This is a genomic window from [Clostridium] scindens, from assembly GCF_019597925.1.
Classification (GTDB): domain Bacteria; phylum Bacillota; class Clostridia; order Lachnospirales; family Lachnospiraceae; genus Clostridium_AP.
Genome location: NZ_CP080442.1, coordinates 942,675 through 956,192 on the forward strand (window position 1 = coordinate 942,675; position 13,518 = coordinate 956,192).

Below are 13,518 nucleotides of genomic sequence, written 5' to 3' on the forward strand. Positions count from 1 at the left end.
ATATGGAATGTCTCTGAAAAATGGGAAAACTACAGCCCATAGGGGGCTTAGGGCGTCGTAAGAGGATTCGTTCGGCCATTTGTATGCTCCTGTAAACTGTAGCCCATTTTTAACAGGCTTTCATCTTCGCCAGCAGGAAGGGTTAAGGTAGCTCCCTGTGGTACCCCGCTCTTATCCTTCCCAAGAGGAATCGTAAGTTCCGGGAAGCCTGCTGCTGCAGGCAAGGTGGAGGCGGTGCTGTTCAAAAAGGCAATGCCGTCCAGATTATGCTTAGTAAAGGCTGTATCTAGAACAGATGCGGCCTTTTCTATACTTTTGCTGATTTCATCATAATCTGCGGTTTCAGTCTCCGCGGCTTCTTCGAGATAGTCCTGACCGTATTTAGCATTTGTGTCTTTTTCATTATTGTTAAAGGCTATTAAGTCATCCAGGGTCTTGACGGGCAAGCCATAGGCGCTGGCAAAATCTTTATAATCATTTTTGAAGGTCAAGTGGATATTGCCGAAGATAATGACCTCTTCCTGGCTGAGTGTTATATCAATGACTTTTGCCCCTGCATTCTGGAGCATCTCTTTCAGGATGCTTACCTGCGTTTTGTCATTATATTCATAACTGGCTAATCCAATCGTTTTACCCTGCAGATAATCTTTATCCCATTCCGGATTGAGAGACTGGCCAGACATGGCATTGTATACAACGGCTGCATCCTGGACACTCTTTGCGATCGGGCCAGGGGTATCAATCAGCCGTATGAGGGGTAGGATGCCTGTAGCGGAGACGGTGGAACGGGTTGGCTTAAAGCCCACTACAGAACCCGCGGATGCGGGGGCAGTGATAGAACCGTCTGTCTCTGTGCCTATGGAGGCCGGGGTCAGATTGGCAGTTACGGAAACAGCGCTTCCGCTGCTGGAGCCAGATGCTGAGATTTTTAAAGGCCCGAACGGGCTGATGGTTTGCCCTTTCACGTTACTGTATCCGGCGGGAGCTATACTGGACATGTATCCGGCAAGTTCAGAGAGATTATTCTTTCCTAAAATAATCGCGCCGCAGTTTTTTAAATTGGCCGCAAGATCAGCATCCTTGGCAGGGATAAAATCTGCCAGCGCAGCAGCGCCGGCGCTGGTAGGGATACCGGCAGTATTGATGTTATCTTTTAACAGAACGGGAATTCCGAATATATCAGAAGGGTTTTCTGTCCGGCTTTTGCGCTCAGCGTCCTTTTGGCGGGCTTCTTCCATCGCGTTGGGATTAATCGTCAGGACGGAATTAAGACCATGTTCATTTTGATCCAGAGTCTTGATCCTGTAGAGACAGATTGCCGTCAGTTCCTCATAGGTGAGGCTGCCATTTTTTATTGCATTCTGGATATCCGCAATCTCTTTTTCAATTACAAGTTTTTCCTTTTTCTGGACAATACTCTCAATATCCAGACCGGAAAGCTGGCTGTCAATATTCGATATCAGTTCTTCATTATGATAAGCCAGCCATTCTTCCCCCGGCGGGGCAGCCATTTTATAATAGAGGAAGCCACCGGCTGCTATACACAACAAGAGGATAAGGGCTCCAATAATAATCTTCTTTTTTTTGGTCATTTCGTTTTCCTCCAATTGATTGTAATAATTTTGTATATCTGAAATGCAATCTTAATAAAAAAGAAAAATCCGCTGTATCGTAGAGTTTGCGCTTTTGTATGGAATTATACGACAGGCTCTGTATATTTGATTTTAACAGAATTGTTTCATGGCAAGAGCAGTCCCAACACCTGCTTCGCCTCTTCCTTTTTATAAGATAAGCAGATTATGGCATAGTTTATGCCGGATTGAGCCTGGATTTTGAAAAAGGCTTTCAGTTTTTAACAGCCTAATAGGCGTGCGTTTCATAGGGAATACACGCCATATTATTCGAAAGAGGGGCTTCTGCTTTTTAGAATGCTTTTGATTTCTAATACAAAACGTTTTACATCATCCGGCGGCGTAAGGGAATACAGCAGCCCATAAGGGACGCTGTATTCCCAGTCTACCGGGATGGTAACCAGCCCCGGATGGATATCCTTCCAGCATTCCAGGGTAAGCAGCACATTTCCTGTTTCCGCACAGCGGTTAAAGACGGAGATATCATAGAAATGCGGCGTGTCTTCAATCTGGATTGCGGGATGGTCCCGCTTCAAATCCGCTCGGATGCGATCGTTTGCGGAAGAATCTCCTTCTGCCACCATCATTAGTATCTCCCCATACAAATCAGATATTTCCAGGCGCTCTTTTTTAGCCAGAGGGTGCTCTCTTGATACGGCGCACATTTTTTTATAGTGCCCCAAAGGAAGCATATTGCATTTGTCCAGCCACATTTTGGAGTCACATACGCCTACCAGAAAGTCAAACTTTTCCCCAAGCCGCGAGATTTCAGAGAGAATGTCTTCATGATTATCTTCAAAGGGAACAAGATGCAGTTTATAGTTGGAAAAACTCCGGCTGGCCAGATACCATAGATCCATGAACGGCTTGGCAGGATTGAGCATGGAAGTCCCGACACAAAACGTATTGTCGTCAACAGCCATTGCCTGCCTGGCATTTTCAATAGAACGCCTGGAATAGTCAAATAGAAAACGCGCATCCTTATAAATTACTTCGCCTGCCGGTGTCAGGCGGATTCCATGGGAAGTCCTCACCAGAAGTTTTAAATTCAGGTGCTTTTCTAGTGTGTTGATCTGCTTCATCACAGCGGTGGGTGATAGAAACAGAGCCTCAGCCGCTTTTGTAAAACTTCCGCAGTCAGCGGCGCAGACAAAGGCGCTTAGCAAAGGATTAAACATTGTCAGGCCTCCTTGTATGAACTATATGTTAATACTAATATAACGAACCGGAGATTCCGTGTCAAGAGAAATGGTTTTATAATGAAGATAGATAACGGAGAGGAGGAATGAAAATGGCGGATTTAATCGTTTATTTTTCAAGAAATTATGAAAATTATGTCAGCGGAGCGATTCGAAACCTGGATGTAGGCAATACAGAGGTAGCGGCATGCATTATCCAACAGTTGACGGGGGCAGACCTGTTTAAACTGGAGCCGATTCAGGAATATTCCAGGAATTATAATGAATGTATCGCCGAGGCGCAGGCAGATCAGAGACGGAATGCCAGGCCGGAACTGAGATCTTATCCGGAGAATCTGGATGGCTATGACACTGTTTACTTGGGATTTCCAAATTATTGGGGGACAATGCCTATGGCGGTATTTACCTTTTTGGAACATTTTGACTGGAGTGGGAAGACGATCCGTCCTTTCTGCACCCATGAGGGCAGCGGCATGGGACGAAGCGAAGTGGATATCCGGCGACTTTGCAGGGGAGCGGATATAAAGCCTGGCCTGGCTATCCAGGGTGCAAAGGCGAGTCTCGCGCGTAAAGAGATTGAAGGATGGATTTGATGCAGGCAATAGCGGAGAGCAAGGAGGGTGTAAGAAAATGGCAGTAAAACAGACGGCAGGGAGAAATGCGCTTGGGGAATTCGCCCCAAAATTCGCGCAATTAAATGATGATGTGCTATTTGGAGAAGTATGGAGCAGGGAGGATAAATTATCCCTTCGCGACCGTTCTTTGGTGACGGTTGTGGCATTGATGGCACAAGGATTAGTGGATTCCTCATTCAAGTATCATTTGACTACAGCGAAAAAGAATGGAATCACAAAAGCAGAAATTGCAGAGATTCTGACACATGCGGCATTCTATGCAGGATGGCCGAAAGCATGGGCAGCACTTTATATGGCAAAAGAGGTGTGGACGGAAGAACGTGACGGCGATGAGGCTGATCATGCAAGAAAGGCCCATGAAGATTCCATGGTTTTCCCGATCGGTCAGCCCAATGATGGTTTTGCACAGTATTTTGTTGGACAGAGTTATCTGGCGCCAGTCTCGACAGATCAGGCGGGGATCTTTAACGTCACCTTTGAGCCGGGCTGTCGGAATAACTGGCATATCCACCATGGGGACAAAGGCGGCGGACAGATCTTGGTCTGCGTGGCAGGACGAGGATATTACCAGGAAGAAGGAAAAGAGGCACGGGAACTTCATCCAGGAGATGTAGTCAATATTCTGGTGGGCGTAAAGCACTGGCATGGCGCAGCGCCAGACAGCTGGTTTTCACATCTGGCGGTGGAAGTGCCGGGAGATAATACAAGTAATGAATGGTGTGAAGCGGTATCGGATGAGGAATATGGAAAACTGCGGTAATCTGTTATAATGAATACAGATTAAAAGAGGAGGAGGAAATCCAATGATTTATAGAGAGTTTAGAGAGAAAAAACTATCAGGGCTTGGTCTTGGCATGATGCGCCTGCCGGTCATTGAAGGAGATGATGCCAGCATCGATATGGCCCGTACTGCTGAAATCATCGATTATGCCTACCAGAATGGAATTAATTACTTTGATACTGCATGGGGCTATCATAACGGCAATTCTGAACTTGCAGCAGGGCAGTGTCTTAGCGCTTATCCAAGGGAAAGCTACTATCTGGCCAGCAAATTTCCCGGCTATGATAATTCCAATATGCCAAAAGTAAAGGAAATCTTCGAAGAACAGTTAAAAAAGTGCATGACTCCATACTTTGATTTCTACCTGTTTCACAATGTATATGAAGGGAATATCGACGATTATCTGAACCCCAAGTTCGGTATTTTCGAATACTTGATGGAACAGAAGAAGAATGGCAGAATCAGGCACCTTGGCTTCTCTGCCCATGGCAGTATAGAAGTCATCAGGCGATTCCTGGATGCTTATGGGGAGCAGATGGAATTTGGGCAGCTTCAGCTTAACTATATGGACTGGCATTTTCAGAAGGCAAAGGAGAAGGCGGAACTTCTTCAAAAATCCGGCGTGCCAATATGGGTGATGGAGCCTCTGCGAGGCGGAAAACTGGCAAAGGCAGATGAGCATATGACGAAGGAACTAAGCACAATGCGCCCGGAAGAAACGGTTCCCGCATGGGCGTTTCGATTCCTGCAGACAATCCCCGGCGTTACCATGGTATTGTCCGGAATGTCTGATATGGAACAGCTGAAAGAGAATATTGCCATCTGGCAGGAGGATAAGCCGCTTTCCAAGGAAGAATTTGACCGTCTGACGGAACTGGCGGATGAAGAGACAAGAAAAGGCGGGCTGCCCTGTACATCCTGCCATTACTGTACCAGCCATTGTCCGCAAAAACTGCCGATTCCTGAATTGATTGCTCTTTATAACGAGCATAAGATTACAGGCGGCGGATTTCTGGCGCCGATGGCAGTGGGCAGCATGCCGGAGAAAGAACGCCCGGCAAACTGTGTGGGCTGCCACAGCTGCGAGCAGGTATGTCCACAGCAGATCAAAATCTCTGATATGATGAGAGATTTCTCTTCCATGATAGGCATGTGATTGAAGGTCAGCAATTCTTCCTGATCAGATCTAGAAAGGCTTTTACCGCAGGCGAAAAAGTCTGGTATTTTTTCGTTACAATGTATAAATCTACAGATAGTTCAGGGGTTATAGGGCGGAAGGCCAGGTTCCGCCCTTCCGTATTGACTAGTCGGTCAAGGCAGAGTGCATAGCCGATGCCATGCTCCACCATGAATGTAGCATTGTAAATCAGATTATAGGTTGCGATAACATTCAGGGAAGAGTAATCTAATCCGAACCATTCTAATTCCTGATGACCGGAAAATGTCTGCTCTGACAGAATCAGGGGCAAGGATTTCAACTGGCCGATATTTACGGAATTCTGTTTGGCCAGTTCGCAATCTTTCGGAATCAATAGACCAAACGTATCCTGCTGATGAATATTTAGGTAATCATATTTTTCCTGCCGTAACGGCCCCAGCAGGAGTCCCATATCTACAAGCCCCTTATCCAGCCGTTCTAATACCGTATCAGCATCACCGCTGTGCGTGTGAAACCGGACATCGGGGTATCGTTCATGAAATTCTGTAAGGAATCCGGTAATCCAATCCATAACGATCGTTTCCCCGCAGCCGATGGAAATGTCTCCGCTCAAGACTTCCGCATCTGTATGAAGGGCAGACTCGGTATTGTCGAGCAGTTCCAGAATCTCCTGCGCGCGGTTGCGCAGGAAGGTCCCCTCCTCGGTTAGAGTGATTTTTCGTTTTCCTCTGATAAAGAGCTGCTTGCCAAGCTGCTTTTCTAAGTCCATCATCTGCTTTGACAAAGTGGATTGCGTTACAAATAGTGTTTCTGCCGCTTTGGTTATATTCTGTTCTCTTGCTATGGCAAGAAAATATCGTAAAAGTCTCGTCTCAATCATCGCATTGTATCCTTCCGTTTTCAAATTTCTTCCTGTAGATTCCCTTGTTACCATTATATACTTTTTATCATTCCTGTCAACGATGATAAATTATTATTAATAACTGTTTGTAATTATCTGTTGCCAAATATACAATTAGGTTGAACTTGAAAGGAGGGTTCCGGTTTGAAATCCGAAAATGAATATTTGAAAAGCAGTCTCAAGGACTGTGGATTTCAGGAAAAAGCAGCGGCAAGGTATATGTATTATGAAGAGGCAAGCCAGATATCCGATATGCTGGGTCTTTTGAAGCAGCAGCGCAGAAAATTGATGGATGATCTTCATGCCGCACAGAAAAAAGTTGACACGATAGATTTTATGATTCGTTCTGTGGAACAAAAGAAGGAGGAGAACCATGAGCAACTATATCTGTAGATTAAATGAAAATGTAAAAAGAGAGCATGTCCGTTACTACAACCGATACGGTATAGCCTTGGCGGGCGATCTATATACGGCAAAGGCTATGGATCAGAAACAGAAACATATGGCAGTCATAGTAGGGGCGCCATATGGCGGCGTCAAGGAACAGGGGCCTTGCGTCTATGCAAACGAACTGGCACAAAGAGGATTTATTGTGCTGACTTTTGATCCCTGCTATATGGGAGAATCTGCGGGGGAACCCCGCCATGTTTCCTCTCCAGACTTGTTCAGTGAGAATGTCAGTGCAGGTGTGGACTATTTAGGGCTTCTGCCCTATGTTGACAGGGAAAAAATTGCAGCCATTGGAATCTGCGGCAGCGGTGGCTTTTCCTTGTCAGCAGCCCAGGTCGATACAAGAATTAAAGCGGTGGTTACGGCAAGCATGTATGACATAAGTGCAGCCTCCCGTCTGGGAGCCGATAAGGAAAGTCTGCAAAAAACCAAGGAGAGGCTCAGTGAACAGCGCTGGGTGGATGCTGAAAATGGCTATCCTGAATGGATTCCATCTTATCCGGAGGAGCCTGTGGAAAAGGTGCCGGAAGGACTTGATCTTGTTTCAGATGAGTTTTATCGTTTCTATGGCGTTAAAAGAGGACACCATCCAAATGCAAGAGCCGGTTTTACCACAACAAGCGATCTGTCATTTATCAATTACCCACTCCTTGACCATATAGATGAAATCTCCCCACGCCCGATTCTTCTGATTATCGGCGACAGGGCTGCTTCCCGTTTCTTTAGCGAGCAGGTCTATGAAAGAGCCGCAGAGCCCAAAGAACTTTATGTCGTGGAGGATGCAGAACATATTGACCTGTATGACAGAACAGATAGGATACCCTTTGATAAGATTGAAGGATTTTTAAAGGAAAACCTGAAATAAACAAGAGGATGGAATATGAGAAGAATCGTAATTTTCATCTCTGCTATATTCCTCCTGCTGGGCATGACCGGATGCGGAAATTCAAGCAGCGTCCAAACCCCTTCTGATGCTTCCGAGGAAAGCAGTACGGCACAGCCGGAACAGAATGAGAGCGGACCAGTAGACAGAGAGGAGAACGAAACTATGAATATATCTGTAAAATCAGCGGATCATGAACTGATTTATGAACTGAATAACAGCCAGGCAGCCAAAGAGTTGTATGCTCAACTGCCGCTGACCATGGAGGTGGAGCCTTTCAGTAATAATGAGATGACTTTCTATCCTCCGCAAAAGCTAGATACATCAGGTGCCCCATTAAGCGGCGGCGAGGCCGGTTCCCTGTCCTACTATGAACCGTGGGGAGACGTAGTGATGTTCTATGCTCCCTGTGACCCCAATGGCAACCTGTATGAACTTGGAACGATTCTTTCCGGTAAAGAGGATATTGATAAACTGAATGGTTCCATTACGATTTCAATTTATGAGGAATAGGAGGATTAATGGGAAATGAACAAGTACAGCAGCAGGATGATCCTGATCTTAACGCTTGGGGTTTTCGGGATTCTGAATACGGAAATGGGAATTGTAGGAATTCTTCCCATGATCGCAGAACAATATAACGTAAGCATTGCCACCGCGGGGTGGCTGGTCAGTGGTTTTGCGCTGGTGGTGGCAGCTGCCGGACCGACGATGCCGCTGCTTTGTTCCAAGATGAATCGAAAGGCATTAATGCTGGTAGCGGGCGGCATTTTTATGATCAGCAATATCATATCGGCATTTGCTCCGAATTTTATCATACTGCTCATCGCAAGGGTGATCCCGGCGGCTTTCCATCCTGCCTATGTATCCATGGCCCTGACCGAGGCTGGAAAAGCGGTAAAGCCGGAGGAATCGGCCAGGGCTGTAGCGAAAGTATTTATTGGAGTTTCCGCGGGAATGGTACTGGGGGTTCCGGTTACCAGCCTGATCGCCGTCCGGACTTCTTTTACGGTTGCAATGCTGTTTTTTGCAGCGATTAACATTGTGGTATTTGCCTTGACGGTCTTCTTTATTCCGTCCATGCCGGCCACAGAAATCATCTCCTATGGAAAGCAGATTGGCGTATTAAAAAATCCATCTATGGTTTTGTCCATCATCATTGTCATTTTCCTGAATGGCGCCATCTTTGGCTTTTACAGCTATATATCCGATTTTATGGGAACTATTACCGACATCAATGCGGAATCCATCAGCCTGTTTTTGTTGTTCTATGGTTTGGCAAATATTGTGGGGAATATGATCGCAGGCAAGGTTCTGACGGTTGATGCGAAAAAGTCTACATTTGTTCTGCCGTTTGCATTGTTTGCGGCATATGCAGGGCTGTTCCTGACAGGCAGGCTGGCCATAGGTACGGCAGTCTTTTGTATTGTGATTGGGGCATTGGCAGGAATCAACTCCAATGTAAATCAGTATCTGATCACAGAGGCCGGGCCCCAGGCGCCTGAGTTTTCCAATGGCTTATACCTTACCTCAGCAAATCTGGGAACCACCTTTGGAACATTTATCTGTGGATTGTTTATAACGGCAATGGGTACAAGATATTCCCTGTATGGAACATTTACTTTTATTGTAATAGGGCTCGCGGCGATTGCATTAAAGATGAAGATGGAAAGACAGGCAATAGATCAAGGAAGAAGCAAAACGAAAGGAGAAATGATTTTTGGCAAGTAATGTGAAATTGAGCAATGGAATCGAAATGCCTATGGAGGGCTTTGGCGTATTTCAGGTGACAGATCCTGATGTCTGTGAGCAGACGGTATTAGATGCCATTGAAACGGGATATCGCCTGATTGATACGGCGAGTTCCTACCAGAACGAGGAAGCGGTAGGAAGGGCAATCCAGAAATCTGAGGTTCCACGGGGGGAACTTTTTATCACAACAAAGGCTTATATCCAGCAGATGGGATATGACAAGACCATGCAGGCTTTTGAGGAGTCCCTTCAGAAGCTGGGACTGGATTATCTGGATTTATATCTGATCCATATGCCCTTTGGCGATTACTACGGTTCCTGGAGAGCCATGGAAGAATTATATAAGGCAGGAAGAATCAGAGCCATCGGTGTCTGTAATTTTATGCCGGATCGTTTGCTGGACCTATGCTATAATGCGCAAGTTATTCCCCAGGTGAATCAGATAGAGCGCCATCCCCATTACCAGCGCTCGGAAGATCTGCAGATCATGAAAGAACTTGGAGTGCAGCCCCAGGCATGGGCGCCTTTTGCGGAAGGATTAAAAGGGATGTTTACGGAGCCGGTTTTGATGGAGATTGCAGCCAGGCACAGTAAGACGCCGGCACAGGTGATTCTGCGCTGGAATGTGCAGCAGGGCGTGATCGTCATTCCGAAATCTGTTCATAAGGAGCGTATGGCAGAGAACCTGGATATCTGGGATTTTGAATTGGACACGGAGGATCTGGATAAAATCAGCGAACTTGACAAAGATTGCCCGTCTATGCTGGATACCAGAAAGATCAGCGAGGTAAAAAGGGTATATGACTACCTAATAAATCCAGTTTTAACCAGTTTATAAATTGAGTCGTACGGAGGAAGAGCCATGAGTAAAAACATTTTGATTATTTCTACAAGTTTAAGAAAAGGGAGCAATTCTGAAATGCTGGCAGATGAATTCATGCGTGGTGCGAAGGAAGCAGGACATCAGGCAGAAAAAATCAGCCTGAGAGATAAAAGAGTTGGATTCTGCAAAGGGTGTCTGACGTGCCAGAAAACAGGGTGCTGTGTCATCCAGGATGATGCGATTGCTATCGCGGAGAAAATGCGTACTGCAGACGTGATTGCATTTGCCACGCCGATTTATTACTACGAAATGAGTGGGCAGATGAAAACATTGCTTGACAGAGCCAATTCCCTGTTTTCATCCAAGTACGCATTCCAGGATATTTATCTGCTGACAGCAGCCGCAGAGAACGAAGAAACGGCCGCAGACGGCGCAATAAATGGTCTGCAAGGATGGATTGACTGCTTTGAGAAAGCCCACCTTTCTGGAACTGTATTTGCAGGAGGAGTTGATGCGGCGGGAGAAGCAGAAGGTCATGCGTCGCTGAGAAAAGCGTTTGAATTAGGAAGAAATATATAGAAGATGTGTATCAGGAAAAGGAGAATTAAATATGTTAGGAAATTTTGTGTTTTCAAATCCAACGAAACTCTATTTTGGGGAGGATTCTTTGAATTATCTCAATGAGGAATTGCCCAGATACGGAAAAACTGTGCAGCTTGTATACGGAGGCGGCTCTATCAAGAAAAATGGAATCTATGATAAGGTTGTGGATATCTTAAAGGCGAATGGCAAGGTGATTGTAGAGGATGGCGGTGTCATGCCGAACCCTACGGTGGAGAAACTATACGAAGGAGCAAAACTTGCAAAAGAGGCGAATGTGGATCTGATTCTGGCAGTAGGAGGCGGCTCCTGCTGCGATTACGCCAAGGCAGTGTCTATTTCAGCCCATTGCAAGGAAGATCCGTGGGAAAAATATTATTTGAAATTTGAAGATGTAGATGCAGATACGAAGATCATTCCCGTAGGATGCGTGCTGACAATGGTGGGAACCGGGTCGGAGATGAATGGCGGCGCGGTTATCACCAACCCTAAAAGCAAGTTGAAGATCGGTCATGTTTTTGGGGACAGAGTATTCCCCAAATTTGCAATATTAAATCCGACCTTTACCTATTCCTTGCCAAAGTATCAGATGGCAGCAGGCTTCTATGACATTCTGAACCATATTACAGAACAGTATTTTTCCGGGAAGGATGACAATACATCCGACTATATTATGGAGGGATTAATGAGATCCCTGATTCATAGTTCAAAAATCGCGGTTTGCGATCCTGAAAACTATGAGGCAAGAAGCAACATTATGTGGACTGCGACTTGGGCGTTGAATACGCTGGTGGCAATGGGAAAAGAGACGGACTGGATGGTGCATATGCTTGGCCAGGCAGTGGGAGCCCATACGGATGCCACCCACGGCATGACGCTTTCAGCGGTATCGCTTCCCTATTACCGGCATATCATGCCTTACGGACTGGCGAAATTCAAACGGTTTGCGGAAAATGTGTGGAATGTGGATCCCAAAGGCAAGAGCGAGGAAGAAATAGCAGAAGAAGGGCTGGCGGCTATGGAGGCCTGGATGAAGGAAATCGGCGTAGCAATGAACATCCGGGAACTGGGCGTGACGGAAGAGATGCTGGACGGCCTTGTATCATCAACCTTGATAATGGAAGGCGGCTATAAAGTACTGAAGAAGGATGAGATACTGGAAATCTTTCAAGAGAGTATGTAAATGTACAAAGGAATAAAAATGCCGGGGTATGAATGTAACTTCATATCCCCGGCATTTTTTACGCGGACTATCAGAATGGAAACTGCGCTGGCGTATACTGGATCGTGCTCCATTTTAATTCGGTAAATTCATCAATAGAATAAGAGCCGCCTTCCCGTCCCACGCCGCTGTTCTTGACGCCTCCAAAAGCCACGGTAGAGTTATCCGATACGGTCGCGTTATTAATATGGACCATGCCAGCCTCCATATCAAGCGACAAGGCCATGGCTTTAGACAAATCGTTGGTCAGCAGGGAGGAAGAAAGCCCATACTCATTGTCATTGCAAAGCCGTACAGCATCTCTTTCATCCTTAGCCTTAATGATAGAAGTCACCGGCCCAAAACTTTCCTCATAAAAAATTCTCATATCCGGTGTTACATTTGATAGTACGGTAGGCTGAAAATAGTTCCCTTCATGGGTTCCGCCCGTCAGCAGCACCGCCCCTTTAGAGACAGCGTCCTTTATCTGGCTGTCAATTATCTGGCATTGCTCCTGCTTGATAAGAGGCCCGATGATCGTATCCTGCTGGTGCGGGTCTCCAACCTTCATAGTCTTTGCATAGGCGGTGAATTTTTCACAGAACTGATCATATACTGGTTCTTCTACAATCATCCTGGAAGTACACATACATATTTGTCCCTGATGGAAAAATGCTCCAAAGCCTGCAATCTTAACTGCCTGCTCCACATCAAAATCTTTAAGAAGGATCAGTGGATTTTTGCCGCCCATCTCCAGAGTGTATTTCTTAAGACGCTGTGACGCCTTTGCCGCAATTCCTTTGCCAACAGCAGTAGAGCCGGTAAAGGCAACCATGCGTATTCTTTCATCCTCAACCAGCATTTTTCCAACCGCCTCGCCAGAACCAGGAACCAGATTAAACACGCCTTTTGGAAGGCCTGCCGCGTCCAGCGCCTTGGCGATCATGACGCCGGAGACCGGCGTAGCACTTGCGGGCTTAAGTACAAAAGTGTTGCCAGCCGCCAAGGCAAAGGCAACCTTTTTAAGGGCCAGAAGCAATGGGAAATTAAATGGCGCGATGCCCGCGACGACCCCCAGAGGGAGTCTGCGGATCATGGAGATCTCTCCTGGCGCCTGCTGCTGTACTTCGCCGAATACCCGCCGGCATTCGCCCGCTGCTGCCCGAAGGATATCCACTGCAAATCCTGCTTCAAAATACGCTTTGCCAAAAGCGGAGCCGCTTTCTCCCATCAGCACGTCTGCCACTTCATCTATGTGCTCCTGCATCCAGTCTGCCGCTTTAAGGAGAATCCGTTCCTTTTCATCAGCCGCCGTATCAGCCCACGGCTTCCATGCCTTTTGAGCAGAGGCAATAGCCTCGTCGACCTCTTCCCTGCCTGCAAAATGAACCTGGGCGAATATGGAATCATCCGCCGGATTCTTATCCTGAGAAATATATCCGGTTACGGTATTCTTCCATTCTCCATTGATGTATAGTTGATACTCCATCCCTGGCACCTCCT

14 protein-coding genes are annotated in these 13,518 nt (G+C 46.4%); 10 read left to right on the forward strand and 4 right to left on the reverse strand.

Annotated elements, in window-relative coordinates:
• Positions 1-47 precede the first annotated feature (47 nt).
• Positions 48-1,592, reverse strand: a complete 1,545-nt coding sequence (locus tag K0036_RS04450) for an amidase family protein (protein WP_220430839.1) — start codon at positions 1,590-1,592, stop codon at positions 48-50.
• Positions 1,593-1,897: 305 nt separating this feature from the next.
• The gene (locus K0036_RS04455) at positions 1,898-2,809 is read right to left on the reverse strand and encodes a LysR family transcriptional regulator (protein ID WP_173693734.1); all 912 of its coding nucleotides are present in this window, start codon (positions 2,807-2,809) and stop codon (positions 1,898-1,900) included.
• Between the two features lie 113 nt (positions 2,810-2,922).
• Between K0036_RS04455 and K0036_RS04460 the strand changes: the two genes are divergently transcribed.
• The 3 genes from K0036_RS04460 to K0036_RS04470 are packed head-to-tail and all read left to right on the forward strand — an operon-like array spanning position 2,923 to position 5,402.
• A complete protein-coding gene (locus K0036_RS04460; protein WP_025644963.1) occupies positions 2,923-3,423 on the forward strand; it encodes a flavodoxin in 501 nt (166 codons plus the stop codon).
• A 37-nt stretch (positions 3,424-3,460) separates the two neighbouring features.
• Complete coding sequence (locus K0036_RS04465) at positions 3,461-4,225, forward strand: carboxymuconolactone decarboxylase family protein (protein ID WP_220430840.1); 765 nt, start codon at positions 3,461-3,463, stop codon at positions 4,223-4,225.
• 43 nt (positions 4,226-4,268) lie between these two features.
• A complete protein-coding gene (locus K0036_RS04470) occupies positions 4,269-5,402 on the forward strand; it encodes an aldo/keto reductase (protein WP_220430841.1) in 1,134 nt (377 codons plus the stop codon).
• Positions 5,403-5,409: 7 nt separating this feature from the next.
• On the opposite strand, the gene K0036_RS04475 is transcribed toward K0036_RS04470, so the two are convergent.
• Positions 5,410-6,309, reverse strand: a complete 900-nt coding sequence (locus tag K0036_RS04475) for a LysR family transcriptional regulator (protein WP_310593075.1) — start codon at positions 6,307-6,309, stop codon at positions 5,410-5,412.
• A gap of 141 nt (positions 6,310-6,450) precedes the next feature.
• Here K0036_RS04475 and K0036_RS04480 point away from each other — a divergent pair, with 141 nt between their 5' ends.
• The 7 genes from K0036_RS04480 to K0036_RS04510 are packed head-to-tail and all read left to right on the forward strand — an operon-like array spanning position 6,451 to position 11,997.
• Positions 6,451-6,699, forward strand: coding sequence for a hypothetical protein (locus K0036_RS04480; RefSeq protein WP_025644955.1), 249 nt, complete (start codon positions 6,451-6,453; stop codon positions 6,697-6,699).
• On the forward strand, positions 6,680-7,621 hold the full coding sequence (locus K0036_RS04485) for an alpha/beta hydrolase (RefSeq protein WP_025644952.1): 942 nt from the start codon (positions 6,680-6,682) through the stop codon (positions 7,619-7,621). The genes K0036_RS04480 and K0036_RS04485 overlap by 20 nt, the downstream gene beginning before the upstream one ends.
• A 15-nt stretch (positions 7,622-7,636) precedes the next feature.
• Complete coding sequence (locus K0036_RS04490) at positions 7,637-8,152, forward strand: cyclophilin-like fold protein (RefSeq protein ID WP_227036054.1); 516 nt, start codon at positions 7,637-7,639, stop codon at positions 8,150-8,152.
• 15 nt (positions 8,153-8,167) lie between these two features.
• Positions 8,168-9,370: an MFS transporter gene (locus K0036_RS04495; RefSeq protein ID WP_220430842.1), complete on the forward strand. Its 1,203-nt coding sequence runs from the start codon at positions 8,168-8,170 to the stop codon at positions 9,368-9,370.
• Positions 9,360-10,229, forward strand: coding sequence for an aldo/keto reductase (locus K0036_RS04500; RefSeq protein WP_271262875.1), 870 nt, complete (start codon positions 9,360-9,362; stop codon positions 10,227-10,229). The genes K0036_RS04495 and K0036_RS04500 overlap by 11 nt, the downstream gene beginning before the upstream one ends.
• 24 nt (positions 10,230-10,253) lie before the next feature.
• On the forward strand, positions 10,254-10,793 hold the full coding sequence (locus K0036_RS04505) for a flavodoxin family protein (RefSeq protein WP_220430843.1): 540 nt from the start codon (positions 10,254-10,256) through the stop codon (positions 10,791-10,793).
• 31 nt (positions 10,794-10,824) lie between these two features.
• On the forward strand, positions 10,825-11,997 hold the full coding sequence (locus tag K0036_RS04510) for an iron-containing alcohol dehydrogenase (protein ID WP_220430844.1): 1,173 nt from the start codon (positions 10,825-10,827) through the stop codon (positions 11,995-11,997).
• A gap of 70 nt (positions 11,998-12,067) precedes the next feature.
• On the opposite strand, the gene K0036_RS04515 is transcribed toward K0036_RS04510, so the two are convergent.
• Positions 12,068-13,504, reverse strand: coding sequence for an aldehyde dehydrogenase family protein (locus tag K0036_RS04515; protein ID WP_220430845.1), 1,437 nt, complete (start codon positions 13,502-13,504; stop codon positions 12,068-12,070).
• Positions 13,505-13,518: the final 14 nt, after the last annotated feature.

Bases quoted from the DNA above. Each gene is read 5' to 3' on its own strand.
- K0036_RS04465 (WP_220430840.1), top strand. From the start codon at position 3,461: ATGGCAGTAAAACAGACGGCAGGGAGAAATGCGCTTGGGGAATTCGCC.
- K0036_RS04460 (WP_025644963.1), top strand. From the start codon at position 2,923: ATGGCGGATTTAATCGTTTATTTTTCAAGAAATTATGAAAATTATGTC.
- K0036_RS04495 (WP_220430842.1), top strand. From the start codon at position 8,168: ATGAACAAGTACAGCAGCAGGATGATCCTGATCTTAACGCTTGGGGTT.
- K0036_RS04490 (WP_227036054.1), top strand. From the start codon at position 7,637: ATGAGAAGAATCGTAATTTTCATCTCTGCTATATTCCTCCTGCTGGGC.
- K0036_RS04510 (WP_220430844.1), top strand. From the start codon at position 10,825: ATGTTAGGAAATTTTGTGTTTTCAAATCCAACGAAACTCTATTTTGGG.
- K0036_RS04505 (WP_220430843.1), top strand. From the start codon at position 10,254: ATGAGTAAAAACATTTTGATTATTTCTACAAGTTTAAGAAAAGGGAGC.
- K0036_RS04455 (WP_173693734.1), bottom strand. From the start codon at position 2,809: ATGTTTAATCCTTTGCTAAGCGCCTTTGTCTGCGCCGCTGACTGCGGA.
- K0036_RS04485 (WP_025644952.1), top strand. From the start codon at position 6,680: ATGAGCAACTATATCTGTAGATTAAATGAAAATGTAAAAAGAGAGCAT.
- K0036_RS04470 (WP_220430841.1), top strand. From the start codon at position 4,269: ATGATTTATAGAGAGTTTAGAGAGAAAAAACTATCAGGGCTTGGTCTT.
- K0036_RS04450 (WP_220430839.1), bottom strand. From the start codon at position 1,592: ATGACCAAAAAAAAGAAGATTATTATTGGAGCCCTTATCCTCTTGTTG.
- K0036_RS04515 (WP_220430845.1), bottom strand. From the start codon at position 13,504: ATGGAGTATCAACTATACATCAATGGAGAATGGAAGAATACCGTAACC.